This is a genomic window from Rhizobium sp. YS-1r (assembly GCF_000757525.1).
GTDB lineage: Bacteria > Pseudomonadota > Alphaproteobacteria > Rhizobiales > Rhizobiaceae > Neorhizobium > Neorhizobium petrolearium.
In genome coordinates this window covers 806,678-831,059 of the sequence record NZ_JPYQ01000056.1, presented here as the reverse complement: position 1 = coordinate 831,059, position 24,382 = coordinate 806,678, and the positions used below count along the sequence as shown (strand labels likewise).

The window sequence follows — 24,382 nt, the reverse complement described above, 5'->3', positions numbered from 1 at the left end:
AAAACCGGTCGTCAAGGGTTTCCATTCATAATTCGTTAAGCATTTGTCGAGACGCTGATTTCAACATTTTTCGGCCGCACGCGGGCGGCCTCGTCGGAGCATCAAGACCCATGTGCCGTTGGGCAGCCTATCGCGGCGAACCTCTTTATCTCGAAGAACTCGTATCCTCGCCCGCCCATTCCCTGATCGAACAATCCCACTGCGCCACCCGCGCCAAGACCGCTACGAACGGCGATGGTTTCGGCATCGCCTGGTATGGTGACAGGCCGGATCCAGGCCGCTACCGCGATATCCTGCCGGCCTGGTCCGATTGCAATCTCAGAAGCCTCGCGAGGCAGATCCGTTCACCGTTGTTCCTCGCCCACGTGCGGGCCGCGACGACCGGCGCGACGCGCCGCGACAACTGCCACCCTTTCGTGCACGGCCACTGGTCCTTCATGCACAACGGCCAGATTTCCGGCTTCGACCGCGTCCGGAGGCAGATGGAAGGCATGCTCTCCGACGAATTGTTCCATGCACGCTCAGGCACGACGGATTCGGAACTGCTCTTCCTGCTGGCGCTACAACTGGGCCTTGATGCCGATCCGCTCGGCGCCATGGAAAGGGCGATTGCCGCCGTCGAGGACCTGTCGATGGAAAAATCCGGCGAGGCGCTGGTGCGCTTCACCGCCGCTTTCTCCGATGGCAAGGAGCTTTATGCGGTGCGTTATGCGACGGACCACAGCCCGCCGACCCTTTACGCCGCGCCGACGGGCGGCAAGACCGGCTACTGCCTCGTGTCGGAGCCGCTCAACGACGAAGTCGACGCGTGGGTGGAAATCCCGGATGGCAGCGCCGTGAAGGTCTGTGCCGAGGGTATCAAGGTGTCGGTCTTCGCTCCCCAGGAAGAGGGGTTGTCCGAAGACGTCAGGAAGACAGCCTGATTCCCAGTTCCTGCCGGAGTTTCTTCGTCAGGCCGGCGGCCACCAGTTCATAGGATCGTGTAAGATAGTGGACGAGTTCCTCGTCCGAAAGCGGCGAATTGCGGCCGATCTCCACCCATTTCCGTTTGGCGAAATAGGGGGCCTGCCTGATCCCCTCAAGCGCAGTCAGGATCTCAAAACTCTCTTCCGGGCATTTCGCGACCAGTCTCGCCCGTTCGCCTTCGCCCCAAAGCACAGTGAAGACCTTGCCGCCCACCTTCGCGACATGCCCGTCCCATTGATCGACGAAGGACGTGCCGGGCAGGCCCGCGACAAACGCGTCGAAACCCCTGCGTTCGTAAAGGCTCATCTCATGCTCCTGCCAGCCGCCCGGCAACGAGTTCCGCAAGCCTTGCCGCCACTTCGTCCTTGCCGAGGTCCGGCCATTCCTCGACGCCCTTGGCGCTGATGATTTTCACCCGGTTGCGGGTGCCGCCCATGATGCCGGTCTCCGGCGAAACGTCGTTGGCGACGATCAGGTCCGCGCCCTTGCGTAGAAGCTTGTCCCGGCCGTTCTTCTCCACGTCCTGGGTTTCGGCGGCAAAACCGACCACCAGTTTCGGCCGTTTGTCGTGATGCCCGACCGTCTTCAGGATGTCCGGGTTTTCGGCAAGCACGAGCGGCGGGGGGGGCTCCCCCGATTTCTTCTTGATCTTCTGGCCGGCGGAGGTCGCCACGCGCCAGTCGGCAACCGCCGCCACCATGACCGCGATGTCGGCGGGCAGGCGGGAGACGACCGCTTCCAGCATCTCGTCGGCTCGTTCCACATGTACGGTCTTGACCCCGCCCGGATCGGGGATCGTCACGGGGCCGGAAACGAGCGTCACATCCGCGCCGAGTTTGGCGAGCGCCGCGGCGATCGCATGTCCCTGCCGGCCCGAGGAGCGGTTGGCGATGTAACGCACAGGATCGATCGGCTCATGCGTCGGACCGGATGTGACGATCGCGGTCCTGCCGGCGAGCGGCCTCGGTCCGCCGTCGAGCAGTTCGACGATTGCGGCGACGATCTCCAGCGGCTCGGCCATGCGGCCGACGCCCGCCTCGCTGCTTTCCGCCATCTCACCGGCCATCGGCCCGATGAAATGGATGCCGTCGCTCTTCAGCGTTTCGAGATTGCGCCTGGTCGCGGGTGCGGCCCACATCTTCGGGTTCATCGCCGGCGCCACCAGCACCGGCCGGTCGGTGGCGAGCAGCACGGTACTTGCCAGATCGTCCGCCAGCCCGTGGGCCATCTTTGCCATCAGGTCGGCGCTGGCCGGCGCCACCACCACCAGATCGGTGTCGCGGGCAAGGCGAATGTGGCCGACATCCTGCTCGTCCTCGCGGGAGAACAGGTCGACATAGACATGGCCCGCGGAAAGCGCGCCGACTGCGAGCGGCGTGACGAACTCCTGTGCTGCCTTTGTCATGACCGGCCGCACGGTTGCGCCGCGTTCGCGGAGCCGGCGGATGAGGTCGAGGCTTTTGTAGGCCGCGATGCCGCCGGAGATGATCAGAAGGATGCGCTTGCCCTGAAGTTCCATGCCCGTATCCGATGTCAGATGTGGCGGGGAAGCTAAGCCCTCGGCCGCCGACTTGCAATCGTCATCGCTGATACGCTGTCCCGCTTGCGCTGTATTCCCGACTGCGTTACTCCTGTTTGCGGCCGGATGCGGCCAGCCGCCCGCAGGTTTTGAAACCAACGGTGAATGCATCCTAACCGACTCTCATCCTTTGCCATCCAGGCCAATGATGACGAACGGATCAGCAATGCGGGCCCTGATCTTGCCGTTCGTCCATTGAAAGGATGATGAGATGCGCGATTTCCGCGATGTGAAACTGATGGCGAAAAGCCTGCGCGAGGCGCTGGCAGAGCGTAACTTAGAGCTTACGCATAGTCAGGCGCTGGAACTGGTGGCAGGCCAGTTCGGCTATGACGACTGGAATATCCTCGCTGCAAAGATCGAGGCGGCAGAGCGGCAGCAAAGGAAGTCTGGTGGTATCTCGATTCAGCCGGCGATCCCGATCTTCCGGATATTCTCCGTCGACAAGGCGATGGAATTCTATTGCGGCTTTCTGGGTTTCGAACTCGATTGGGAACATCGCTTCGGCGAGAATTTCCCGCTTTATTGCCAGGTTTCCCGCAGCGGCATGCTGATGCACCTTTCCGAACATGCGGGCGATGCTTCGCCCGGCGCCCGTGTTTTCGTGCCGATGCAGGGCATCCGCGCCTTCCATGCAGAGCTGATCGCAAAGGATTACCGTTACATGAAGCCGGGTGTGGAGCAGCAGCCCTGGGGGCTGGAGGTGACGGTCACCGATCCGTTCAGCAACCGCATCAGCTTCTGCGAGCGGGAGATCAAGCCGGAAACCTGATCAGACGAGGCCCATGAGGTTAAGCGCGATCGGGGAGCGCTGTGCCTTGAGCACCGCAAGCCCCAGCCGCGCGATCAGCGGCGGTCCCTCGATAGGCTTGTAGACGACGCCTTCGATTGCGAATTTCGCGATCGAGGCGGGCACGATCGAGACGCCGAGATCGGCCGCCACGAGATTGACGACGGAAGGGATCTGCGGTGCTTCCTGCGTCACCTGCAATTCGAAACCGGCCTCGCGGCAGCCGCGCACGATATCGTCGTAGAGGCTGAGGCCTACCGTGCGCGGGAAGAGGATGAAGGGTTCGCCGGCAAGTGCTGCAAGCGGAACCTGCCTGTGCCCGGCAAGCGGGTGATGCGCGGGAAGCGCGACCAGCATCGGTTCGTCCGGCAGCCGTTTCAGCCACACCTCCTTCGGATCCTCGAGGCCCGGACGGATGAAGGCAGCGTCGATCTCGCCGCGCGTGAGTTTCTCCATAAGCCAGTTGCTGTTCATCTCGCTGAGCGCCAGCGCCACATCCGGCCACTGGCTGCGAAAACGCCGGATCGCGCCGGTAACCACCGGGTTGAAGGCGGCCGACGCGGTAAAGCCGAGCGCCAGCCTGCCGGTCTCGCCACGGGCGGCGCGCTGGGCTGCAAGGACGGCATTGTCTGCTGCAGCCAGCGAAGCCCTGGCTTCTGTCAGGAAGGCGGCGCCTGCCGCTGTCAGTTCCGCGCCGTGCGGGACGCGATGGAACAGGGGAGCGCCGATCTCCATTTCCAGAATACGGATCTGCTGGCTGAGTGGCGGCTGGCCGATGCCGAGTTTCGCTGCGGCGCGGGTGAAATTGCCCTCTTCAGCCACCGCAAGGAAATATCGGATATGCCGGAGCTCCATATCTAAAACCTATCAAGATCGCCTGCTTCATATATTGGACAAATAATGTGCCGCTCGCTACCTTTTTCCCCGTCGAAAGGTTTTTCTGATCATGTCCAGCGCTGCCCAACGCCAGGTGAAAGCATCTCCTGAAGCCGACCTGCATCCGGCACAACCTGCGGCGAACGACGGCGAGAAGCAGTTTCTGGTACGCGGCACGCCGCCCTATCGCCGCGCCAGCCTGGCCTTCTTCATGTCCGGTTTCTCGACCTTCGCGCTGCTTTACTGCGTGCAGCCGCTGATGCCGATCTTTTCTGCGGATTTCGGGGTCAGCCCGGCGGCGAGCTCCCTGTCGCTTTCGCTCTCCACCGGCCTCCTGGCTGTCGCGATCTTTCTTGCGGCTGCGGTTTCGGAGCGCTTCGGCCGCCGCAGCCTGATGTTCGTCTCGCTGCTCGGCGCTTCGCTCTGCACGATCGCCTGCGCTGTCGTGCCGGATTGGAATGCGCTGCTCGTCATCCGTGCGCTCGAAGGTTTTCTGCTCGGCGGCGTCCCGGCGGTCGCCATGGCCTATCTGTCGGAAGAGATCGACCCGAGGGGCCTTGGCGCCTCCATGGGGCTCTACATTGCCGGCAATGCCTTCGGCGGCATGGCGGGCCGCGTTTTCACCGGCATGCTGGCCGAATATTTCTCATGGCGGCTGGCGCTGGCAGGGATCGGGCTGATGGGCATCGTCGCCGCAATCGGCTTCCTCGTCCTTTTGCCGCCGTCGCGCAATTTCATCCCCCGCAAATCGACCGTCCGCTATCACGTCGATGCCTGGTTCGGGCACTTGAAGAATCCGGCTCTGGCATTGCTGTTCGCCATCGGCTTCCTGATGATGGGCGCCTTCGTGACGATCTATAATTATGCCGGTTTCCGGCTGGTCGCAGCCCCTTATAACCTCAACCAGACCGAACTTGGCCTGATCTTCACGGTCTATCTGTTCGGGATTGCCGCTTCCTGGGCGGCCGGGCTGCTGGGCGACCGTTTCGGCCATTTCCTGGTCATGCCGGTCGGCGCTTTGGTTGCGCTTGTCGGTATCGCCATCACGCTCTTTTCGCCGCTGTCTCTGATCATCTTCGGCATCGTGCTCCTGACCTCCGGTTTCTTCATGGCCCACTCGGTCGCAAGCGCGCTGGTCGGCAAGCTGGCGCGGGGGACGAAGGGGCACGCCTCTTCGCTCTATCTGCTCGGTTATTATCTCGGCTCGAGCGTGGCTGGCTCGCTTGGCGGGCATTTCTGGAGCGCCGATGGCTGGTGGGCGGTTGCGGCCTTCACCGGCGTCATGCTGCTTCTCTCGCTCCTCGCTTCTCTGCAAGCGAGAAGGATTACGATGCGGGGCTAACCCTTCTTCTTCGCGGTCGCGACCGGCTCCGTCGTCAGCTTGAAATCCGCCATTTCCTTGGGCGTGAGGTAGTAAAGCCGGTCCGGCGGCGTCTCCAGCGCGTTGATCCACAGTCCCGCACCGATGCCCATGGTGTCGAGATGCCGAGCAACCCGTGCGGTCGTGGCCTGGGCGCTGGCCATGGCCTGTTCCGCCGTCGGCCGGTCCTTGCCGCCATTGAAGACCTGATGCACGCCGATTACTGCCTCCTTCTCCGCCATGCGTCCGACGCCGCCGGCAAAGACGATCGGGCATGAGGAGGCACAGAGCGCCTTGGACGCCACTTTCGTGTCGAGCTTCTTCTCGCGGATCAACTCCGACATGGCGAGCGCATCGTCCACCGAGCCGCCGGGGGAATTGAGCGAAACGGTCTTCACATATTCGCCGCGTGCCTCGATCTCCTTGGCAAAACGGTCGGCGGCGCCCGGGTCGATCGAGCCTTCAGCGAGAAGCACGCCACCGGAGGTAAGCTCGAACCTGATCGGTTGGCGCAGCGTTTCTTTTGGACTTGCAGGCTGTACCGGCGGGGCGTTCGGCACACCATCCGTCAACGCCGGCGGCAGTACCGGCTGGTCCCCGTGCATCGGGTCATAACCGGGGAGGGCCGCATTCATCGCCGTGATATCGCGCACGTCGATGAGGAGAAACACGGCCGCCGCCGATAGCAGTATATAGAAGGCGCCGCGCATCAGCACACCGTCGTCGAGCTTCAGCAGGGCCTTGATAGGCTCATCGATCCTCATGCGACCGGTCCCGTGTCCGTGATTTCAGGTCGATGCTGGTGATGTTGTTCGGTTCCAGCGCTTCGCTTTCGGTTTCGGCCCCGGCGACCGCATTTTCCAGGTTCACGCCGCTTGCCGTGACTGCCCTCTGCACCTCCAGGGCCTGGAGAAGTTCGGCGGCGGTGATCCGCTCGGCAAACGGCAGCTTCTCCTCCTGCTTCCGGATCGCGCCATGCACGACCGCGAGGATGAAGACCAGCACGCCCGGCAGGAGATCGATCGAGATCGCGCCGGCCCATGCAGGTATGAAATCGGAGGCATAGCGCAGCACCGCTTCGGCCGAAGAGAGCGGCACGAAGCGCCGTTCCGGCACGGGGGGCCGGGTGAGGATTTCGTCGGCCGCTTGCGACAGGACCTTGGATTGCGCCGCGACCGATGCCCGCACCGTCTCCATCACCTGATCCTGCCGGTTGACGAGGTCGGCGTTACCGCCATCGGCCACGGGCGCAATGAAGCCAAGCGACAGGTCGTCCGCTGCGCGGCGGATGGAGGGCGCGATCGAAGTCTGGCCGAGTGAGGCGATGACGCCGGTCAGCGCCACGACTTCAGACGAGAACTGGTCGGCGCGCGGTGCGACGGCACCTGGAGCGGAGACCAGCGTGCGCATGGTCTCCAGCCGCTTCTGGCCTTCGTTGAAGAGGTTGGTCACCTGTTCGCGCGAGGCATTGATGCCGCTCTCCAGCTCCTTCATCTGCCCCGACATCTGTGAGAGCAGTTGCACGACACTGCCCGATCCCGTCGTGCCGGTCAGCGCTCCGGACTGGCGTTCGGAGGCGGCGAGCTGGGCGAACCGTTCCGAGGCGCGCTGGATGTCCGGCAGCAGGCTTTGCGCGGCAAGTGCGTTCTGATGCGCCTGGTCGAGGTCGGCGGTATAATCCTCCACCGTTTCGGCAAGATGCTGTTCAAGCGCAGCCGAACCGGCAAGTGCCGCGGCGTTCAGCCAGCTCGACATGGCGATGATCATGGCAGCGCCGAGCGCCATGACACCGAGCATGGCGGTGCGGCCCGTATAGGTGGTCACGTGCGGATAGAAGCGCGCCATATAGGACCAGAAGGCATAGATGGCGACCGAGACTGAAGCCGAGTAGATGATCGCCGCGAAGAATACAGCGGTCGGCGAGCCGTCGAGGAGGCTGCGCACCCCGAGATAGGTATAGACTCCGGATGCAAGCGCCAGTACGGCAAGCGCGAAGCGCGTCATGGTTTCGACGGCAAGAACCCCGTCATGCAAGCGTTGGGATGCACCGAGCGCCATGGCTGTCTCCGGAAGACGATTGTCGAAAAGGAATGTATTCCTTAACAGAGAATGAAGAAACGGGCGGAATAAAGGCCGCTCGGGCGCCGCGACGTGGCAGAACCTGCTCTAGGGCGCCGGATCAGGGATACTTCAAATCGATAGCGGTCGGACGAGGCTGAAACGAATCCATGCCAAAACCGCCAAGCGCGAAGAAACCGTCGATCGCATGGATTGGGGAAATCGCAATGAGGCCGGTCAGGAATTCCTCCGAGGCCAGTTCGTCCTCGATCGCCTCCACTTCCGTCGAAAGCGGCCGGTCGACCGTATAGAATGCCGCATGCCGGCGCACGACATCGTAGACGAGCTTCACCGCGCCGCTCGGCTTGTCGCCATGGATGTCCATGGCTTGGGCGGCGAGCAGGGCTTCCAGCGCAGCAAGCCGTTTCAGTGCCTGCATCTGCCGGTCGAAACGCTCGATGACGAGCGGCAGGAAAGCCGCCTCGTCCTCCATGCCGCCCGCCACGACGAGCGACTGCGCGGAAACCGGATTGGTCATGGAAAGAACGCGGGAAAAGATCTCGCCGGCGAGTTTGATGATCGGTCCGAACCCGGTGGCGATTGCTCCTTCCGGCACGAGGTTCACCGGCAGGTCGCGCCGCTGCCCGTTGCCGAGCAGGACGCAACGGTTGAAGGAGTTGCGTGCCGCATGCGCCATGCACAGGATCGCCGATTCCAGGAGAAGCGTCACATCGAGCGGCAGCGATCCGCCGGAGGTGAGCACCCGGCCCTCTGCAATCACCGGGTTGTCGTCGGTGCGGCCGGTGGCGGCGAGGATCTTGTGGCCGGCCGTCAGCACGCTTTCGAACACGGCACCGAAAACCTGCGCGATCATGCGCAGGCTCAAGGGATCCTGCACATGCGTGCCGCTCGGCCAATCCCAGCCCTCGGAAGCATTGCACAGCCATTTGCCGATCATCGCCTCGCGCGGCGTGCCCACATGGGTGACCGCGATCCATGGGTCCCGGGAAGCGCCCATCGCACCCGAAGCGGCGAGACCCACGGCGAGCAGCGTGCGCAATGCGCCTGCGGCGGCGCGCGTTGTTTCGGCGGCCGCAGCGAAGCTGACCGCATTGACGCTGAGCGAGGCGAGGCCGTCGCGCGGCGCCATGCGTCTAGGTCTCAGCCCTGCGCGTTTGAAGGCTTCCGCCGCCGGCAGGCGCTTGCCTTCATAAACGGCTTCGCCGACGCCGGTCAGGACCGCGCCGATCTGGCCCATCAGCCCGATGTCGGCGCAGCCGATCGAGCCGGTACGGCGCACGACCGGGATCACGTCGGCGGAAAGCAGTTCCAGATAGTTATTCACGAGATCGGTCGAGCATCCGACATAACCGGTCAGCGCGGTATTGACGCGCAGCGCCATGGCATTGCGCACGACGGAGATGGGAAAGGGCTCGCCGGTACCGAAATGGTGTGCGCGTACGAGCCCGAGGTTGAAGGCGTCCAGTTCCTCGCTCGACCAGGCGACGTCTTTCATGGCGCCGACACCGGTCGTGGCGCCATAAACGGGTTTGCCCTCCGCCATCGCCTGTTCGACCACGGCTCTTGCCGCCTGTACCCGGGCCAGTCCCTCCGGTGCGGCCGTCAACCGGACTTTGTTCTCGCCGATCAACAGCAGTTCGGTAAATCCGATCGGCTGACCTGTCAGTTCGATAAGCGGTTTGGGGTCAGGCATGAAATCCTCTTTCTTCTCAACCTAGCGGAAGAAACAGGTTAGGGAATATCCCAAAATGCAGACATCCGATGTCGCAACCGGTGGGCCGCTATCGGCCCGTCAAAGCGTGAAGGCGAAATAGATGAGCGTAAGTGCGATGATCCAGAGCGCCACGCGGCCGGAGCGATTGTGCCGCGCCTCCGCCCTGCCGATCGCTTCCGTCGTTTCCGGATCGAAGCGCAGGCCATGCTCGCTCATATGAAGGAGTTCCTCGTGGAATTTTTCCGTTCTGGCGGCGATTTCCGGCACGGCTTCGGCAAGCTTCACCACCGACTTCAAGCCGTCTTTCAGATCGGACACAACACGTTTCGGTCCGAGATTGTCGCGGATCCAGGCGCCGACCACGGGTTCGGAAGCTTTCCACATGTTGAAGCGCGGGTTCAGCATGCGCGACACGCCCTCGACGACGACCATGGTCTTCTGCAGAAGGATGAGCTCCGGTCGCGTCTGCATGTCGAAGAGGTCGGTCACCTCGAAGAGCAGGGCGAGCAGCCGTGCCATCGAGATCGTCTCGGCCGGCTGGCCGTGGATCGGCTCCCCGATCGCCCGGATCGCCTGCGCGAAGCTCGACACGTCGTGATGGGCGGGCACGTAACCGGCCTCGAAATGCACTTCGGCGACGCGCCTGTAGTCGCGGGTGATGAATCCGAAGAGGATTTCCGCGAGGAACCGGCGCTCTTTCTTCCCGAGTCGCCCGACGATGCCCATGTCGACCGCGACGATCGTGCCTGTGGGGTCGACGAAAAGGTTGCCGGGGTGCATGTCGGCATGGAAGAAGCCGTCACGCAAGGTATGGCGCAGAAAGGACTGGATCAGCACCTCGGCGAGCTTTTCCAGATCGTGCCCGGCGGCACGTAAGGCTGCCACGTCGGACATCTTGATGCCGTCGATCCATTCCATGGTAAGGACGTCGCGGCCCGTTCGTTCCCAGTCCACCTGCGGCACGCGGAAGCCGGTATCGCCCTTGGTGTTCTCGGCGATCTCGGACAGGGCTGCGGCCTCGAGCCTGAGGTCCATCTCGACCTTGGTGGTCTGCTCGAGCGTCCGCGTCACTTCGACGGGCTTGAGACGCCGGCTGGAGGGCACCAGGCGCTCCTGCATGCGCGACAGGAGATACATGCTCTCGATGTCGTGGGCGAAGCGATGGCGCACGCCTGGCCGCACCACCTTCACCGCGACCTTCCTGTCACCGACCACACAGGGATGTACCTGGGCGATCGAGGCGGCGGCGATCGGTTCGCCGAACGAGGAATAGAGATCGTCGATCGTCCGGCCGAGCGAACCTTCGACGGCGGCCTTGGCGGCTTCGGTTGGAAAATAGGCCATCCTGTCCTGGAGGAGTGCCAGGTCGACTGCCCAGTCGACGCCCACGACATCCGGACGGGTGGCAAGGAACTGCCCGATCTTGACGTAGGAGGGACCCAGCCGGTCGACGGCGCGCGTGAGCCGTTCGCTCCGGGCCTGCTTGAGAGAGCGCTTGCGTGCAAGCGGCTCGATCAGCGATTTCACGAGGCCGACGGACGGCGGCAGGCCCTGGCTGGGCAGGGCGGAGACCACCCCTTCGCGCACCAGCACCCATCCCACCCGGGCAAGCCGGAAATAGGCTCCAAGCGTACTCATTCCGCTAGAGTTTCCAGCCGGAATGCAGCGCCGCGATGCCGCCGGTATAATTGGTATAGGTCACGCGCGAAAAACCGGCATTGCGGATCATCGCCGCGAAATTCTCCTGGTTGGGGAATTTTCGGATCGATTCCACCAGGTACTGATAAGGTTCGGCTTCGCCGGTGATCATCTTGCCGAACCGCGGGATCGCCTTGAAAGACCATTCGTCGTAGAAGCGTTCGAGCAGCGGCATTTCCACCTCGGAAAATTCCAGCACCAGCAGCCGCCCGCCGCGCTTCAGCACGCGATAGGCTTCCTTGAGTGCTACGTCGATATGCGGCACGTTGCGGATGCCGAAGGCGATCGTATAGGCGTCGAAGGAATTCGCCTCGAAGGGCAGGGATTCGGCGTTCGCCTCAACAAAATCCAGGTTTTCGGAGAGCTTCCTTTTCGCCGCACGCTCGGCGCCGACCGCCAGCATCGAGCCGTTGATGTCGAGCACGGTCACATGCGCCTTGCGATCGGAGGCTTCGACGATCCGGAAGGCGATGTCGCCGGTGCCGCCCGCTACATCCAGGGTTTTGTAGCCGGCGTCCTTGCGCGGATTAAGTGCCGCCACCATCGCATCCTTCCAGACGCGATGCATGCCGGCCGACATGACGTCGTTCATGATATCGTAGCGCTTGGCGACCTTATGGAAGACGTCGTTGACGAGGCCTTGCTTTTCGCCATCCGTCACCTGTCGGAAGCCATAGGACGTCTCCATGCCGCCATCGGCGCTGGTACGGGCTTCGGTCATCGGCGAACTCCTTACGGCTCTATTGGAGGGCGACCATAGCGAAATCGGTTTGACCTCGCTATCTGTGGCTCACCCATTATAGATGATGCGGCATCCGGTCCGCTCTATAGAGCAGGATCTTTATGGTTGGAACAGGAAGTTAGGTACAGATGCCCGAATTGCCAGAGGTTGAAACCGTCCGGCGCGGCCTCGCCCCGGCAATGGAAGGTGCCGTTATCGCAAGGCTCGAGCTGAATCGTCCCGACCTGCGTTTTCCGCTGCCCGAAAATTTCGCCGAAACGGTCCGGGAGCGGCGTATTGTCTCACTCGGCCGCCGCGCCAAATACCTGCTGATCGACCTTGAGGATGATCTCACTGTCATCAGCCATCTCGGCATGTCCGGTTCCTTCCGGATCGAGGACGAGACGCTCGGGGAATTCCATCATCCGCGCTCCAAGGACCAGAAGCACGATCATGTCGTTTTCCACCTTCGGAACGGGAAGGGGCCTCTGAAGGTCATATATAACGACCCGCGCCGGTTCGGTTTCATGCAGCTCTGGAGGCGCAGCGAACTCGATCTCTATCCCGCTTTCGCCGAACTCGGGCCGGAGCCCACCGGCAACGCGCTCGACGCCGATTACCTGGCGGCACGTTTCTCGGGGAAAAGCCAGCCGCTCAAGGGTGCTCTTCTCGATCAGACGGTGATCGCCGGTCTCGGCAATATCTATGTATGCGAGGCGCTGTGGCGCGCGCATCTGTCGCCGAAGCGGGCGGCCGGCAGCATCGTCACGAAGACCGGCAGGCCGAAGAAGGAGCTTGGGCTGCTGACCGGGGCGATCCGCAATGTCATTGCCGATGCGATCGCCGCTGGCGGCTCGTCGCTGAAGGATCATATCCAGACCGACGGCTCGCTCGGCTATTTCCAGCATTCCTTCTCCGTCTACGACCGTGAAGGCTGGGCTTGCTGCACGCCGGGTTGCGGCGGTACGGTCGCCCGCATCACTCAGGCGGGCCGCTCCACCTTTTATTGTCCCGTCTGCCAGAAATAGGAGAGGAGACGCCGGATGAGCTATGAGACCCTGCTGACCGAAACCCGCGGACCGGTGGCGCTCGTCACGCTCAACCGGCCGAAGGCGCTGAACGCCCTGAACTCGACTGTGATGTCCGAGCTTGCTGACGCGCTGGCCGCCTTCGGAAAGGAAGAAGGCATCGGCGCGATCGTGCTGACCGGTTCCGAAAAGGCCTTTGCTGCCGGCGCCGACATCATGGAGATGCAGGGGATCGATTTCGTCGACGCCTATATCGGTGACTTCATCTCCGGCTGGGAGGCCGTGGCCGCGACCCGCAAGCCGATGATCGCCGCAGTCTCGGGCTTCGCGCTTGGCGGCGGCTGCGAGCTTGCCATGATGTGCGATTTCATCATCGCGTCGGAGACGGCGAAGTTCGGCCAGCCGGAGATCACGCTCGGCGTCATCCCGGGCATGGGCGGCTCGCAGCGCCTCACGAGGGCTGTAGGAAAGGCCAAGGCGATGGACCTCGTATTGACCGGCCGCATGATGGATGTGGCGGAGGCCGAAAGGGCAGGGCTGGTGGCCCGCATCGTACCGCCCGAGCGGCTGATCGACGAGGCTGTCGAGACGGCTGCAAAGATCGCGTCGTTCCCCCGCGCAGCGGTGCTGATGGCCAAGGAGGCGGTCAACCGCTCTTTTGAAACGACGCTCGGCGAAGGCCTGCGTTTCGAGCGGCGGCTCTTCCATTCGCTGTTTGCCACTGCCGACCAGAAGGAAGGCATGGCGGCTTTCATGGAAAAGCGTAAACCGCAATTTTCGAACCGATGAAACGGGATCGCCATCGATCAATATGCGCGTCGCCAGAATCTGCGTTGACGGGGGCGGGTATTCCGGTTATATGCCCGCCCACAGTTGAGAAAGCCTGATCACGGCTTCCTCTATTGCTCCCGAATTGCTGGATAAAGGGTCGCAGGACCGGCGGCAACGGTGGAGTTTGGTTCGAATTCGTAGAGAGGCATGAAATGGCCAATACAACTTCGGCGAAAAAGGCGACCCGCAAGATCGCTCGCCGTACCGCAGTCAACAAGGCTCGCCGTTCGCGCGTCCGCGGCTTCATCCGCAAGGTCGAGGAAGCCATCGCATCGGGTGATATCGCCGTTGCTGCCGAAGCACTCAAGGTTGCCCAGCCGGAAATCCAGCGCGCCGCATCCAAGGGCGTGCTTCACAGCAACACGGCATCCCGCAAGGTGTCCCGTCTTGCGGCCCGTGTGAAGGCGCTTTCCGCTTAACGACATCTGTTAAAATTGTATTGCAATGAAGCCTGGTCGGTTGACCGGGCTTTTTGTGATTCTCTCAGCCATCCTTATAATTATCCGGCTCATTAACAATTTCGTGTCAAGGGCGTGACATAAAATATCGTTTTGAATCAAATACTTATCGGAGGTGCACGAGTCGATGGGAGACTTTCCACGCGCCAAAATGCCCGGTGACCGAGTCAAGAAGATTTTTATTTTTTCTGTGAACAATCAATCGGAATGTATGTCATTTTTGAATCCCATTGATTCAACTGCGATTCTCCATGACTGCGTCTGTGACATTCAAATCACGCCCGCCGAGTCAACGCCCGCCTCTTAATTTTGCGTAAAATTCATCATTGATCTTGGCATTTGATCCTGCCTAAATGGCCTCCAGCAAGGGCCGCGGGGATTAGTTAAGAGGGCTGCCGGGACCGTCTGTTAAAGGCGGCGGACAGGCTTTCTGCCCCTTGCTACGGGAGAGCTCTTCCCGTTCTTCAGGTAACCATCGATTGTGCGCCGGAAAATTGGCGTTTTCCGGAAACGGTCGATTTTTGTCAACGCGGATCCGGCGGGAGCCGGATAACGGAGGTGCGAGAGGTTTCGGACAACTCATGCGGAAGATGAGGTGTTCGGTTACGTGGGGTGGCTTCCACGAGTTCAAGCCCGTGTACGAGGTGGGCTAGGCGAGGCCTTCATTCAGCCGCAAGGCGGAAGAAGGAGCTGGAAAAGGGGACGGGCGGCGGCGATTCTCAATGAGTGGGGATGGTCTGCGACGCCTTGAAACGAGATTTGTCCTGGCGGGTAAACGAGAATCGCCGGGCGGCAAGATTTGGAAGGCGGCGAATAATGCAGATGAACATCGTATCGGCCCGTGCAGGTAATGGAGACCGCGCACGGCAGGCACTTGATTCAGGTTGCTCCCAGGCGGCAGGAGAAACATCGGAAATGAAGCATGATGCTCTTTTTGAGCGATTCAGCACACGTTTGAAAGCGCAAGTCGGTCAGGATGTTTATGCAAGCTGGTTCGGGCGTTTGAAGCTGCATTCGGTCTCAAAGAGTTTGGTTCGCCTCACGGTGCCGACGACTTTCCTCAAATCCTGGATCAATAACCGCTACCTTGATCTCATTACGTCGATCTTCCAGGCGGAAGACTCGGAGATTCTGAAGGTGGAAATCCTGGTGCGCAGCGCAAGCCGCCATCCTCGCCTCCCGGCTGCATGCGAAGAGCGTGCTCTTTCCCCTGAACCGGTGCCGGCTCAATCACACCAGCGCCCGCAGATGCCGCGCGAAATCGGCAAGATTGCCTCTTTTCCCGCGCCGACTGCTGCAGCCGCCCGTGCGACTCAGACGCCCGGCCCGTTGTTCGGTTCGCCGCTCGACAGCCGCTTCACGTTCGAAACCTTTGTGGAAGGCCCGTCGAACCGGGTAGCGCTTGCCGCTGCCAAGACGATCGCCGAAGCCGGTGCAGGCGCCGTGCGCTTCAATCCGCTCTTCATTCATTCCGGCGTGGGCCTCGGCAAGACGCATCTCTTGCAGGCGATTGCGAATGCCGCCGTCGGCAGTGAGCGCATGCCGCGGGTCGTCTATCTGACGGCGGAATATTTCATGTGGCGCTTTGCGACCGCGATCCGTGATAACGATGCGCTGACGCTCAAGGATTCGCTGCGCAATATCGACCTCCTGATCATCGACGATATGCAGTTTCTGCAGGGCAAGATGATCCAGAACGAGTTTTGCCATCTGCTGAACATGCTGCTCGACAGCGCAAAGCAGGTGGTGGTTGCGGCAGACCGTGCGCCCTGGGAGCTGGAATCGCTCGATCCGCGCGTCCGTTCGCGCCTGCAGGGCGGTGTGGCGATCGAGGTCGAAGCGCCGGATTACGAGATGCGCCTCGAAATGCTGAAGGGCCGTCTCGCGACCGCCCGGCAGGACGATCCTTCGCTCGATATTCCCGCGGAAATCCTCAGCCACGTGGCGCGGAACGTGACGGCCAGCGGCCGCGAGCTGGAGGGCGCGTTCAACCAGCTCCTGTTCCGCCGCTCCTTCGAACCGTCGCTATCGATCGAGCGCGTCGACGAACTGCTCGCCCATCTGGTCGGTGCCGGCGAGGCCAGGCGTGTCCGTATCGAGGACATCCAGCGCATTGTGGCGCGTCACTATAATGTTTCACGTCAGGAACTGGTCTCGAACCGCCGTACGCGCGTCATCGTCAAGCCGCGGCAGGTTGCCATGTACCTCTCAAAGACCATGACGCCGCGCTCCTTTCCGGAAATCGGGCGCCGGTTCGGCGGGCGCGATCATACGACCGTGCTCCACGCGGTCCGCAAGATCGAGGAACTGATTTCCGGTGACACCAAGCTCAGCCATGAAGTCGAGCTTTTGAAGCGGCTGATCAACGAGAACAACGCTTAAGGCGATGTTCCCTCTCTCCGTTGCAGCGATCTGGGCCGTGGCGTGCATCACGCTTGGGCCTAAGCTTTCGTTTTCGTCGCGGTAGGAGATGGAAGGCATGGAAGATGATCCGACATTCCGCTTCTATGCCGAAAATGCAGCGATCTATGCGGCAAGGACTTCCGCATCGAGCCGGTTCCGGCTCGATCGCTTCCTCTTGAAACTGAAACTTGGCGCGGAAATCCTCGAGCTCGGTTGCGGCAATGGCCGCGACAGCGCCTTGATGATCGAGCGTGGTTTTCGCGTGACGCCGACCGACGGCACGCCGGAAATGGCGGGTGAAGCCGAAAAGCGTCTGGGCGTTCCGGTGCGCGTGCTGCGGTTTGAGGATATCGACGCCGTCGATGCCTTTGATGGCGTATGGGCCAATGCCTGCCTTCTGCACGTCCCGCGATCTGACCTTGGCGCTATTCTGGCCGGCATTCACTCGGCTCTCAGATCAGGCGGCATTTTCTATGCAAGCTTCAAGGCCGGCGCGGCGGAAGGTTTCGACGATCTCGGCCGCTACTACAATTATCCCTCGCGGGAGTGGCTGAACGCGGTCTATGAAACCCGGCACTGGGCGTCGATCGATATCGATGAGACGCATGGCGGCGCCTACGACGATAGGCCGACCGACTGGCTGCATGTCACTGCAGTAAAGGGCTGATCAGCACGCAAGATCGGCCACCACGGCATCCAGGATCAGCATGCCCGATGACGTGCAGCGCAGGCGCGAGTTGCCGAGACGCTCGATGAAGCCGTGCTCCAGCAGCCGCTCTTCGCGGACGGGATCCGGATCGCGGCCGGAAAGTTGCTGCCAGCGGGCGAGATCCACACCTTCCCGCAGTCGAAGCCCCATCAGCAGCAGTTCGTCGGCCTGTTCCTCGAAGCCGAGGACCTCCTCTTCCACCATGGCGTGGCCCGTCCGTTCCACCTGTTCGAGCCAGGTTTCCGGCCGCCGTTCGGTCGACGTCGCGATCTTGTTGCGTCCGCGCGTCAGCCGGCCATGCGCGCCGGGGCCAATGCCGGCATAGTCTCCGTAGCGCCAATAGGTGAGGTTGTGGCGGCTTTCGGCCCCCGGCCGGGCATGATTGGAAACCTCGTAGGCCGGCAGGCCATGCCGGGCGGTAATTTCCTGCGTCGCCTCATAAAGGATTGCCGACTGTTCTCCGTCCGGCACCACCAGCTTGCCGGCCTTGTGCAGTCCATAGAAGGGCGTGCCCTCCTCGATGGTGAGCTGGTAGAGCGACAGGTGGTCGACCGCATAGGAGATGGCCTCGTTCAACTCCGTCTCCCAGGCTTCGACCGTCTGGTTAGGCCGGGCGTAGATCAGGTCGAAGCTCATGCGCGGAAAGATCTCGCGCGCCAGGCGGATCGCCTTCAGCGCATCGGCGACGTCATGCAGCCGCCCGAGGAAGCGCAGATCGGCATCATTGAGGGCCTGGACACCGAGCGAGACGCGGTTGACGCCGGCTTGCCTGTAGCCACGAAAACGGGTTGCCTCGACGCTTGAGGGATTGGCCTCCATGGTGATCTCGATGCCATCGGGCACATGCCAGTGCCGGGCGATACCATCAAGGATCGCCGCAACGGTTGTCGGGTCCATGAGGGAGGGCGTGCCGCCGCCGAGAAAGATGCTGGTGACGGTCTTCGGGCCGCTCATGCGTCGCATCGCCTCCATCTCCTTCAGGAAGGCGGCGGTGAAGCGGGGCTGGTCCACCGGCTGGTGGCGGACATGGCTGTTGAAGTCACAATAGGGACATTTGGCCGCGCAGAACGGCCAATGCACATAGACCCCGAATCCCGGCTCGCCTGTATCGGGCTGAAGTGCATCGGGCAGAAAACCGGACGCGAGGGGAGGAAAGTTCTCCACCCTCATGCCTCCAGGCAGGTTTCGACGAAGCGCTTGAAGGCGCGGGCACGGTGGGAGAGGGCTTCCGCATCGCCCGGCCTCCAGCCATGTTTCTGATCACTGCTCATTTCACCGAAGGTAATATCATAGCCCTGCGGTTGGAAGACGGGGTCGTAACCAAAACCCTGGGTGCCGCGCGGCGGCCACACCACGGTGCCCTCCACCTCGCCCCTGAACATTTCCGTGTGGCCGTCCGGCCAGGCGAGGCAGAGCACGCTGACGAAGCGACAGCTGCGTTCTTCCGGTTTGATCGCGCCCCTGTCGGCAAGCGCCTTCTCGACCTTTTCCATCGCCATCTGGAAATCACGGCTGCCATCCTCGCGTTCCGCCCAGTCGGCGGTATAGACGCCAGGCGCACCATCCAGTGCGTCGATCACCAGTCCGGAATCGTCCGAAAGCGCCGGCAGGCCGGAGGCCCGGGCCGAAGCGAGCGCCTTGATCGCGGCATTCTCCTCGAAGGTCGTGCCGGTTTCCTCCGGCTCCTCGAATTTGAGTTCGGCGGCGGATTTCGCCGAAAAGCCGAGCGGGCCGATCAGTTCGGCGATCTCGCGGATTTTTCCGGCATTGTGGCTGGCGACGATAATGGTTTTTGTATCGAGCTTGCGCATGCAAATTCCTATTTGATATCCCAGAGCCTTGGCTCCGCGCATTCCAGGCTGTTGCCGGCCGGGTCGCGAAAATAGATCGAGCGGGCGCCGTTCGGCCAGCGGAAATCGCTTTCGATGGCAATGCCTGCCCGGTTCAGCGTTTCCTTGATCCTGTCTATCGCCTCGCCGCTTACCCGGAAGCAGGCATGCCCGGGGCCGATGGTGCCATGCGGTGGAACAGGCAAGGCGTCCGCTGTTGGTGGCTTCACCGTTTCCTTCGGATTGAAGATCAGCAGAATGCCCGGTCCGCAGCGGAAGAAGACATGCCGGTTTCCTGCGCGCAAGATCTTCTCAAGGCCGAGCACGCCGCCATAGAAGGCTTCCGCGGCATCGAGATCGTCGGCATAGAGCGCAGTTTCGAGAATTCCTTCGATCACCGCGCTCTCCTTCCGGTCAAGCGATCGCCTGCTTCTGCAGCGCCACCAGTTCCTGCGTGCCCGCCTGAGCGAGGGCCAGAAGCTGCAGGAATTCTTCCTGGCTGAAAGGAGCGCCTTCAGCCGTCCCCTGGACTTCGACGATGCCGCCCGCGCCGGTCATGACGAAATTGGCGTCGGTTTCGGCTGCGGAATCTTCGAGATAATCGAGATCGATCACGGGCTGGCTGGCAAAAATGCCGCAGGAGATCGCTGCGACATGGTCCTTCAGCACCTTGTCGACCTTGATCATCGAACGGGTTTCCATCCATTTGAGGCAGTCGTAAAGCGCCACCCAGCCGCCGGTGATCGAGGCGGTGCGCGTGCCGCCGTCCGCCTGGATGACATCACAGTCGATCGTGATCTGCTTCTCGCCGAGCGCCTCGAGGTTGATGACGGCGCGGAGCGACCGGCCGATGAGACGCTGGATTTCCTGGGTGCGCCCGCCCTGTTTGCCGGCGGCGGCCTCGCGCTTCATGCGCTCGCCCGTGGCGCGCGGCAGCATGCCGTATTCGGCGGTCACCCAGCCCTTGCCGGAATTGCGCAGCCATGGCGGTGTCTTTTCTTCAAGGCTCGCGGTGCAGAGCACATGTGTGTCGCCAAATTTGACGAGGCAGGAGCCTTCCGCATGCTTGGAGAAATTGCGCTCGAACGAAACCTTGCGCATCTGGTTTATCTGTCTGCCTGAAGGCCGCATTCGCCACTCCCTGGATTTCGGTTTCAGCCTTCTAAAGCAATTCCAGGAAAAGTGCGAAGCGGTTTTCCGTCCGGAATTGCGAAATCTGAAAATTCCAGCCAATTCCAAGAAAAGTGCGAAGCGGTTTTCCGTCCGGAATTGCGAATCTTGATATTCGGGCGGCGATCCTGCAGGAAAAGGGCGTTTGTCGTCTGTCATGCGAGGGAAATGGGTCATCCGATTTTCCCTTTTGCGATAGCCGGAGGAATGACTATATTTTCATAGCAGATCAACGGCACGGTGAAGGAATAAATGGGGTTTTCGAGACCGACGGGTAGGGACAGCGGCTCTGTGCTCGACGATCGCTCGCGGGAAATTTTCCGTCGCGTTGTCGAAAGCTATCTCGAAACCGGTGAGCCGCTTGGTTCCCGCAATCTGTCGCGGCTCCTGCCGATGTCGCTGTCGCCGGCATCCGTGCGCAACGTGATGAGCGACCTCGAAGAACTCGGCCTGATCTATTCGCCGCATGTCAGCGCCGGCCGGCTGCCGACCCAATCGGGCCTTCGGTTCTTCGTCGATGCCTTCATGCAGGTCGGCAATCTTTCTGATGAGGAACGCGCCACGATCGAACGGCAGATCCGGCCGGGTGACCGCGACCAGCCGATGGAGAGCCTGATGGCGGAAGCAAGCCTCATGCTGTCCGGCATGTCGCGCGGCGCCGGTCTCGTCATCACCACGAAGAGCGACCCTGTCCTCAAGCATGTGGAATTCATCCGGCTGGAGCCCACCAAGGCGCTTGCCGTGCTGGTCGGCGATCACAATCAGGTGGAGAACCGCATCATCGAGCTGCCCGCCGGCGTGACTTCGTCACAGCTCACGGAAGCGGCGAATTTCCTGAATGCGCATCTGACCGGTCAGACGCTGCCGGAGCTGCGCAATGAGCTTACGAGGCTGAAAGACCAGGTGCAGGGAGAGCTTTATACTCTCTCGCAGGAGCTCGTCGAGCGAGGGCTGGCCGTCTGGTCGGGGGACAATGAGGAGGGCAAGCCGAGCCAGCTTATTGTTCGCGGCCGCGCCAACCTTCTTCAGGGCCTCGACGATTCAGCCGATCTGGATCGTTTGCGCCTTCTTTTCGACGATCTCGAAAAGAAGGACAGCCTGATCGAAATTCTTGAACTCGCCGAGAGAGGGCCGGGTGTGCGTATCTTCATCGGCTCGGAGAACAAGCTCTTTTCGCTTTCCGGTTCCTCGCTCATTGTGGCGCCCTATCGCGACGGCGAGGATCATATCATAGGCGCTGTCGGCGTCATTGGTCCGACGCGGCTCAATTACTCCCGTATTGTGCCGATGGTGGACTACACCGCCCAGCTTCTCGCAAGGCTGTCGCGCTGAAGAGGCAAGCTTCCGGCGCCCGAGTTTCCGCCAAGCCTTGATTTTTCCATCTTAAACCTCGATATCGGGCACAAATCGAAGCCCGGAAATCTAAGCAAAGAATAACTGGAGACCGTCATGACCGACGAAACCAAGAAGAACGGACCTGACACAACTGCCGCCGAAAATACGACGGAAGCCGTGGCGTCTGCTCTTGAGGACGCGGCCAATCAGAACGCCGCCGAAGCGCCGGCCCCGGATGCAGGCCAGACGACCGATCCCCTGGGCGTGCTGAAGGCGGAGAATGCCGAACTGCGTGACCGCTTCCTGCGGCTTGCCGCCGAGATGGATAACCTGCGCCGCCGCACCGAGCGCGACGTGAAGGACGCCAAGTCCTATTCGGTCGCGGGCTTCGCCCGCGATATGCTAGCCGTTTCGGATAACCTCCGCCGTGCGCTGGATGCCGTGCCGACCGAAATGCGCGCTGGGGCCGATGCCACGCTGACGACGCTTCTGGAAGGCGTTGAAATGACCGAGCGCTCCATGTTGTCGGCGCTGGAACGCCATGGCGTGAAGAGGATCGAGGCGGAAGGCCAGAAGTTCGATCCGCACTTCCATCAGGCCATGTTCGAAATACCGGACACCACCGTACCGAACAACACGGTCGTGCAGGTGGTGCAGGCAGGCTTTACGATCGGCGAACGCGTCCTGCGTCCGGCCATGGTCGGCGTTGCAAAAGGCGGCCCCAAACCGGAAGCCTCGGCGGCCGAGCCGGCTGGCGAGAACAAAGCCTGACAATTCTGGAGGCGGGCGGTCTCGCCCGCTTTTGCCATGGTGCGGTCTTCTGTCGTCTCACCAGGCGGCGGGTTCTCGCACCATGTGCACGATGTTGGCAGGATTCGTCACCCAGCCGCCCTTGAAGCCGCCCGGCAGGGGCTCGATCGCATCGCAACGAACGACACCCGATTTCTCCAGGTGAGCCGCTGCGGCACCGAAATCGTCGGTGAAAAGCTCCAGCCAGATCTCTGCCTGGCTCAGCATCGGCGCCTCGTCGATCCATAATTTGTTTGGACCGAGTTCGAAGCCTATGGCCGGCGCCTTGTCGGTAATCTCCTTGAGCCTGACGACGTCTCGGTAGAAAGCGAGCGTCTCCTGATACTGATGCGGCGGGACTTTCATGGCGATGTCGATGCCGCCGTAGATGTGTCCGGTCATGACAAATTCTCCTCCCTTTTGGAAATGTCGCAGCTCTTCCCCGCGATTTCTTGCCGGTATCCAAAATATGTTATAAAAATATAACATGTCAAGCGAATCGCAGATCGATGCCGTTTTCAAGGCGCTCGCCCATCCCCGGCGGCGGCAAATCCTGGATCAGTTGAAGGACAAGCCGCAAACGACGGGCGCACTCTGCGAAACCTTCTTTGATATGGATCGCTGCACGGTCATGCAGCATCTGAGGGTTCTGGAGGACGCGGATCTGGTGATTGTGAAGCGGGAAGGGCGTGAACGCTGGAACTATCTGAATTCGGTGCCGATCAAGGCGATCAGTGATCGCTGGATCGGGGAATACGCCGCGCATGCCGTCCGATTGCTGGATCGGCTGAAATCGGACCTCGATCAGTGATCGACGGGCAGGTCTGAAAATCCCCAGAACAAAACCGCCCGGCGCTTCTCCAGCAGCCGGGCGGTTTCGCTTCGTCCCCACGAAAAATCTGTGCCGTCATGCGGCGTGGTTAGCCTGTTCCTCGTTCAGAAAGGCGTAGATTGCCGATGCGGAATCGGTCTTGCGCAGCTTCGCCACCAGATCCTGATCGCGCAGCACGCGGGCAATCCGCGATAACGCCTTCAGGTGGTCAGCTCCGGCGCCTTCCGGCGCAAGCAGCAGGAAAACGAGGTCTACCGGCTCATCGTCAAGTGCTTCGAAATCGACCGGCGTTTCGAGCCGCGCGAAAATCCCCTTGATGGAGGAGATGCTGCTGAGCTTGCCATGCGGGATGGCGATGCCATGGCCGACGCCGGTGGAGCCGAGCCTTTCCCGCTGCAGGATAATGTCGAAGATCTCCCGTTCGGCGACGCCGGTGAGCCTGGAGGCCTTGGCCGCCAGTTCCTGCAAGAGCTGCTTTTTGGAATTCACTTTGAGGGCAGGAATAATCGCATCTTGCTGCAGCAAATCTGCCAATGCCATTCTCGTCATCCTTTGTGCCGCAAGAGGCTTTGCTCCATGCGAAGGGGAGCGCCGTTTCCGACGCTCTCCCCAAGGTTGTTCAGTTTTTGATATTGGTAGAATCGATCCAGCCAATATTGCCGTCGTTGCGGCGATAAACAATGTTCAACTCTTCTTTGCCGGGGCTGCGGAACAGGAGAACCGGCTCATCAGTCATGTCGAGCGCCATCACTGCGCTAGCTACAGTCATCGTCTTCAATGGCTTTGAGCTTTCCGCAACGATGGTCGGCGCGAAATCCTCAGGCAGTTCGTCCGATTCATCCGGTACGGCATCCATCACCGTGTAAGCGACTTCGGCATAGCCATTCATGTGGTTGCCCGCGTGATGGTCCTTCAGGCGCCGCTTGTAGCGGCGAAGGCGCTTTTCGATCCGCTCTGCCGCAGCATCGAAGCACCCCTGGGGATCATTCGCCTCTCCTGCCGCATGCAGGACGATCCCGGTATCGAGATGGACCTTGCAATCAGCTGAAAAGCGCGAGCCGGATTTTTCCACAATGACCTGGCTGGAATACCCCCCGTCGAAGTATTTCGCAACCGCTTCACCGATCTGGCCCTCGATCCGCTGACGGAACGATTCACCAATTTCCATATGCTTACCGGATACACGCACACTCATGGAATTTTTCCTTCTTGTCG

26 protein-coding genes are annotated in these 24,382 nt (G+C 61.5%); 11 read left to right on the top strand and 15 right to left on the bottom strand.

What is annotated here, in order from left to right; translation table 11 throughout:
• The first annotated feature begins 110 nt into the window (after positions 1–110).
• A complete protein-coding gene (locus JL39_RS29640; RefSeq protein WP_037159311.1) occupies positions 111–923 on the top strand; it encodes a class II glutamine amidotransferase in 813 nt (270 codons plus the stop codon).
• Here the strand turns inward: JL39_RS29640 and JL39_RS29635 are convergent.
• Together JL39_RS29635 and coaBC are read right to left on the bottom strand one after the other, a co-directional pair.
• Positions 907–1,272 carry an MmcQ/YjbR family DNA-binding protein gene (locus tag JL39_RS29635; protein ID WP_037159308.1) on the bottom strand — a complete coding sequence of 122 codons (366 nt, stop codon included), beginning with the start codon at positions 1,270–1,272 and terminating at the stop codon, positions 907–909. The genes JL39_RS29640 and JL39_RS29635 overlap by 17 nt on opposite strands.
• 1 nt (position 1,273) lies before the next feature.
• Positions 1,274–2,485, bottom strand: coding sequence for a bifunctional phosphopantothenoylcysteine decarboxylase/phosphopantothenate--cysteine ligase CoaBC (coaBC, locus tag JL39_RS29630; protein ID WP_037159305.1), 1,212 nt, complete (start codon positions 2,483–2,485; stop codon positions 1,274–1,276).
• A 271-nt stretch (positions 2,486–2,756) separates the two neighbouring features.
• On the opposite strand from coaBC, the gene JL39_RS29625 reads away from it, so the two are divergent.
• Positions 2,757–3,317 carry a glyoxalase superfamily protein gene (locus tag JL39_RS29625; RefSeq protein WP_037159302.1) on the top strand — a complete coding sequence of 187 codons (561 nt, stop codon included), beginning with the start codon at positions 2,757–2,759 and terminating at the stop codon, positions 3,315–3,317.
• On the opposite strand, the gene JL39_RS29620 is transcribed toward JL39_RS29625, so the two are convergent.
• Positions 3,318–4,190 carry a LysR family transcriptional regulator gene (locus JL39_RS29620; protein ID WP_037159299.1) on the bottom strand — a complete coding sequence of 291 codons (873 nt, stop codon included), beginning with the start codon at positions 4,188–4,190 and terminating at the stop codon, positions 3,318–3,320.
• A 91-nt stretch (positions 4,191–4,281) separates the two neighbouring features.
• Between JL39_RS29620 and JL39_RS29615 the strand changes: the two genes are divergently transcribed.
• Entirely contained in the window at positions 4,282–5,553 is a 1,272-nt protein-coding gene (locus JL39_RS29615) for an MFS transporter (RefSeq protein WP_037159296.1), read from the top strand.
• Here the strand turns inward: JL39_RS29615 and JL39_RS29610 are convergent.
• The 5 genes from JL39_RS29610 to ubiE form a co-directional block, all read right to left on the bottom strand.
• A complete protein-coding gene (locus JL39_RS29610) occupies positions 5,550–6,335 on the bottom strand; it encodes an ATP-dependent Clp protease proteolytic subunit (RefSeq protein ID WP_037159292.1) in 786 nt (261 codons plus the stop codon). The two genes, JL39_RS29615 and JL39_RS29610, sit on opposite strands and share 4 nt — an antisense overlap.
• Positions 6,322–7,629, bottom strand: a complete 1,308-nt coding sequence (locus tag JL39_RS29605) for a hypothetical protein (protein ID WP_037159289.1) — start codon at positions 7,627–7,629, stop codon at positions 6,322–6,324. Before JL39_RS29605 ends, JL39_RS29610 begins: the two co-directional genes overlap by 14 nt.
• A 121-nt stretch (positions 7,630–7,750) precedes the next feature.
• The gene (locus JL39_RS29600; RefSeq protein WP_037159286.1) at positions 7,751–9,343 is read right to left on the bottom strand and encodes an aromatic amino acid ammonia-lyase; all 1,593 of its coding nucleotides are present in this window, start codon (positions 9,341–9,343) and stop codon (positions 7,751–7,753) included.
• 99 nt (positions 9,344–9,442) lie between these two features.
• Positions 9,443–11,002 carry a 2-polyprenylphenol 6-hydroxylase gene (gene ubiB / locus JL39_RS29595; RefSeq protein ID WP_037159283.1) on the bottom strand — a complete coding sequence of 520 codons (1,560 nt, stop codon included), beginning with the start codon at positions 11,000–11,002 and terminating at the stop codon, positions 9,443–9,445.
• Between the two features lie 4 nt (positions 11,003–11,006).
• The gene (ubiE, locus tag JL39_RS29590; RefSeq protein ID WP_037159280.1) at positions 11,007–11,783 is read right to left on the bottom strand and encodes a bifunctional demethylmenaquinone methyltransferase/2-methoxy-6-polyprenyl-1,4-benzoquinol methylase UbiE; all 777 of its coding nucleotides are present in this window, start codon (positions 11,781–11,783) and stop codon (positions 11,007–11,009) included.
• 149 nt (positions 11,784–11,932) lie between these two features.
• Here ubiE and mutM point away from each other — a divergent pair, with 149 nt between their 5' ends.
• The 5 genes from mutM (at position 11,933) to JL39_RS29565 (ending at position 17,170) form a co-directional block, all read left to right on the top strand.
• Positions 11,933–12,811 (top strand): bifunctional DNA-formamidopyrimidine glycosylase/DNA-(apurinic or apyrimidinic site) lyase, encoded by an 879-nt coding sequence (gene mutM, locus JL39_RS29585; protein ID WP_037159276.1) that lies wholly within the window; start codon positions 11,933–11,935, stop codon positions 12,809–12,811.
• A gap of 15 nt (positions 12,812–12,826) precedes the next feature.
• On the top strand, positions 12,827–13,600 hold the full coding sequence (locus JL39_RS29580) for an enoyl-CoA hydratase (protein ID WP_037159273.1): 774 nt from the start codon (positions 12,827–12,829) through the stop codon (positions 13,598–13,600).
• Between the two features lie 194 nt (positions 13,601–13,794).
• Positions 13,795–14,061, top strand: coding sequence for a 30S ribosomal protein S20 (gene rpsT, locus JL39_RS29575; RefSeq protein ID WP_037159269.1), 267 nt, complete (start codon positions 13,795–13,797; stop codon positions 14,059–14,061).
• An 855-nt stretch (positions 14,062–14,916) separates the two neighbouring features.
• Positions 14,917–16,482, top strand: a complete 1,566-nt coding sequence (gene dnaA, locus JL39_RS29570) for a chromosomal replication initiator protein DnaA (RefSeq protein WP_037159266.1) — start codon at positions 14,917–14,919, stop codon at positions 16,480–16,482.
• A gap of 88 nt (positions 16,483–16,570) precedes the next feature.
• Positions 16,571–17,170, top strand: a complete 600-nt coding sequence (locus JL39_RS29565) for a class I SAM-dependent methyltransferase (RefSeq protein WP_037159263.1) — start codon at positions 16,571–16,573, stop codon at positions 17,168–17,170.
• On the opposite strand, the gene hemW is transcribed toward JL39_RS29565, so the two are convergent.
• The 4 genes from hemW to rph are packed head-to-tail and all read right to left on the bottom strand — an operon-like array spanning position 17,171 to position 20,172.
• Entirely contained in the window at positions 17,171–18,376 is a 1,206-nt protein-coding gene (gene hemW / locus JL39_RS29560; RefSeq protein WP_244446980.1) for a radical SAM family heme chaperone HemW, read from the bottom strand. It abuts the gene before it with no gap.
• Positions 18,377–18,378: 2 nt separating this feature from the next.
• Positions 18,379–19,023, bottom strand: a complete 645-nt coding sequence (rdgB, locus tag JL39_RS29555; protein WP_037159260.1) for an RdgB/HAM1 family non-canonical purine NTP pyrophosphatase — start codon at positions 19,021–19,023, stop codon at positions 18,379–18,381.
• Between the two features lie 8 nt (positions 19,024–19,031).
• Positions 19,032–19,439 carry a VOC family protein gene (locus JL39_RS29550; RefSeq protein ID WP_037159257.1) on the bottom strand — a complete coding sequence of 136 codons (408 nt, stop codon included), beginning with the start codon at positions 19,437–19,439 and terminating at the stop codon, positions 19,032–19,034.
• A 16-nt stretch (positions 19,440–19,455) separates the two neighbouring features.
• Positions 19,456–20,172, bottom strand: a complete 717-nt coding sequence (rph, locus tag JL39_RS29545; RefSeq protein WP_037160051.1) for a ribonuclease PH — start codon at positions 20,170–20,172, stop codon at positions 19,456–19,458.
• Between the two features lie 291 nt (positions 20,173–20,463).
• On the opposite strand from rph, the gene hrcA reads away from it, so the two are divergent.
• Positions 20,464–21,543: a heat-inducible transcriptional repressor HrcA gene (hrcA, locus tag JL39_RS29540; RefSeq protein ID WP_037159254.1), complete on the top strand. Its 1,080-nt coding sequence runs from the start codon at positions 20,464–20,466 to the stop codon at positions 21,541–21,543.
• 117 nt (positions 21,544–21,660) lie between these two features.
• A complete protein-coding gene (grpE, locus tag JL39_RS29535; RefSeq protein WP_037159251.1) occupies positions 21,661–22,317 on the top strand; it encodes a nucleotide exchange factor GrpE in 657 nt (218 codons plus the stop codon).
• A 57-nt stretch (positions 22,318–22,374) separates the two neighbouring features.
• Here grpE and JL39_RS29530 read toward each other — a convergent pair whose 3' ends face one another.
• Positions 22,375–22,737, bottom strand: a complete 363-nt coding sequence (locus JL39_RS29530) for a glyoxalase/bleomycin resistance/dioxygenase family protein (protein ID WP_037159248.1) — start codon at positions 22,735–22,737, stop codon at positions 22,375–22,377.
• A gap of 85 nt (positions 22,738–22,822) precedes the next feature.
• Here JL39_RS29530 and JL39_RS29525 point away from each other — a divergent pair, with 85 nt between their 5' ends.
• Positions 22,823–23,146 (top strand): metalloregulator ArsR/SmtB family transcription factor, encoded by a 324-nt coding sequence (locus JL39_RS29525; RefSeq protein ID WP_037159246.1) that lies wholly within the window; start codon positions 22,823–22,825, stop codon positions 23,144–23,146.
• Between the two features lie 96 nt (positions 23,147–23,242).
• Here JL39_RS29525 and ptsN read toward each other — a convergent pair whose 3' ends face one another.
• Together ptsN and raiA are read right to left on the bottom strand one after the other, a co-directional pair.
• Entirely contained in the window at positions 23,243–23,707 is a 465-nt protein-coding gene (ptsN, locus tag JL39_RS29520; protein WP_037159243.1) for a PTS IIA-like nitrogen regulatory protein PtsN, read from the bottom strand.
• A gap of 79 nt (positions 23,708–23,786) precedes the next feature.
• Positions 23,787–24,362, bottom strand: coding sequence for a ribosome-associated translation inhibitor RaiA (gene raiA / locus JL39_RS29515; RefSeq protein WP_037159241.1), 576 nt, complete (start codon positions 24,360–24,362; stop codon positions 23,787–23,789).
• Between the last annotated feature and the right edge of the window lie 20 nt (positions 24,363–24,382).

Excerpts from the sequence above, each read along its gene's own strand:
- JL39_RS29640 (WP_037159311.1), top strand. The coding sequence starts at position 111 with ATGTGCCGTTGGGCAGCCTATCGCGGCGAACCTCTTTATCTCGAAGAA.
- coaBC (WP_037159305.1), bottom strand. The coding sequence starts at position 2,485 with ATGGAACTTCAGGGCAAGCGCATCCTTCTGATCATCTCCGGCGGCATC.
- JL39_RS29625 (WP_037159302.1), top strand. The coding sequence starts at position 2,757 with ATGCGCGATTTCCGCGATGTGAAACTGATGGCGAAAAGCCTGCGCGAG.
- JL39_RS29525 (WP_037159246.1), top strand. The coding sequence starts at position 22,823 with ATGTCAAGCGAATCGCAGATCGATGCCGTTTTCAAGGCGCTCGCCCAT.
- JL39_RS29635 (WP_037159308.1), bottom strand. The coding sequence starts at position 1,272 with ATGAGCCTTTACGAACGCAGGGGTTTCGACGCGTTTGTCGCGGGCCTG.
- ptsN (WP_037159243.1), bottom strand. The coding sequence starts at position 23,707 with ATGGCATTGGCAGATTTGCTGCAGCAAGATGCGATTATTCCTGCCCTC.
- JL39_RS29615 (WP_037159296.1), top strand. The coding sequence starts at position 4,282 with ATGTCCAGCGCTGCCCAACGCCAGGTGAAAGCATCTCCTGAAGCCGAC.
- rph (WP_037160051.1), bottom strand. The coding sequence starts at position 20,172 with ATGCGGCCTTCAGGCAGACAGATAAACCAGATGCGCAAGGTTTCGTTC.
- mutM (WP_037159276.1), top strand. The coding sequence starts at position 11,933 with ATGCCCGAATTGCCAGAGGTTGAAACCGTCCGGCGCGGCCTCGCCCCG.
- raiA (WP_037159241.1), bottom strand. The coding sequence starts at position 24,362 with ATGAGTGTGCGTGTATCCGGTAAGCATATGGAAATTGGTGAATCGTTC.
- JL39_RS29565 (WP_037159263.1), top strand. The coding sequence starts at position 16,571 with ATGGAAGGCATGGAAGATGATCCGACATTCCGCTTCTATGCCGAAAAT.
- JL39_RS29620 (WP_037159299.1), bottom strand. The coding sequence starts at position 4,190 with ATGGAGCTCCGGCATATCCGATATTTCCTTGCGGTGGCTGAAGAGGGC.
- JL39_RS29610 (WP_037159292.1), bottom strand. The coding sequence starts at position 6,335 with ATGAGGATCGATGAGCCTATCAAGGCCCTGCTGAAGCTCGACGACGGT.
- hrcA (WP_037159254.1), top strand. The coding sequence starts at position 20,464 with ATGGGGTTTTCGAGACCGACGGGTAGGGACAGCGGCTCTGTGCTCGAC.
- JL39_RS29605 (WP_037159289.1), bottom strand. The coding sequence starts at position 7,629 with ATGGCGCTCGGTGCATCCCAACGCTTGCATGACGGGGTTCTTGCCGTC.
- dnaA (WP_037159266.1), top strand. The coding sequence starts at position 14,917 with ATGCAGATGAACATCGTATCGGCCCGTGCAGGTAATGGAGACCGCGCA.
- JL39_RS29580 (WP_037159273.1), top strand. The coding sequence starts at position 12,827 with ATGAGCTATGAGACCCTGCTGACCGAAACCCGCGGACCGGTGGCGCTC.
- JL39_RS29600 (WP_037159286.1), bottom strand. The coding sequence starts at position 9,343 with ATGCCTGACCCCAAACCGCTTATCGAACTGACAGGTCAGCCGATCGGA.
- rdgB (WP_037159260.1), bottom strand. The coding sequence starts at position 19,023 with ATGCGCAAGCTCGATACAAAAACCATTATCGTCGCCAGCCACAATGCC.
- ubiE (WP_037159280.1), bottom strand. The coding sequence starts at position 11,783 with ATGACCGAAGCCCGTACCAGCGCCGATGGCGGCATGGAGACGTCCTAT.
- rpsT (WP_037159269.1), top strand. The coding sequence starts at position 13,795 with ATGGCCAATACAACTTCGGCGAAAAAGGCGACCCGCAAGATCGCTCGC.
- grpE (WP_037159251.1), top strand. The coding sequence starts at position 21,661 with ATGACCGACGAAACCAAGAAGAACGGACCTGACACAACTGCCGCCGAA.
- JL39_RS29530 (WP_037159248.1), bottom strand. The coding sequence starts at position 22,737 with ATGACCGGACACATCTACGGCGGCATCGACATCGCCATGAAAGTCCCG.
- ubiB (WP_037159283.1), bottom strand. The coding sequence starts at position 11,002 with ATGAGTACGCTTGGAGCCTATTTCCGGCTTGCCCGGGTGGGATGGGTG.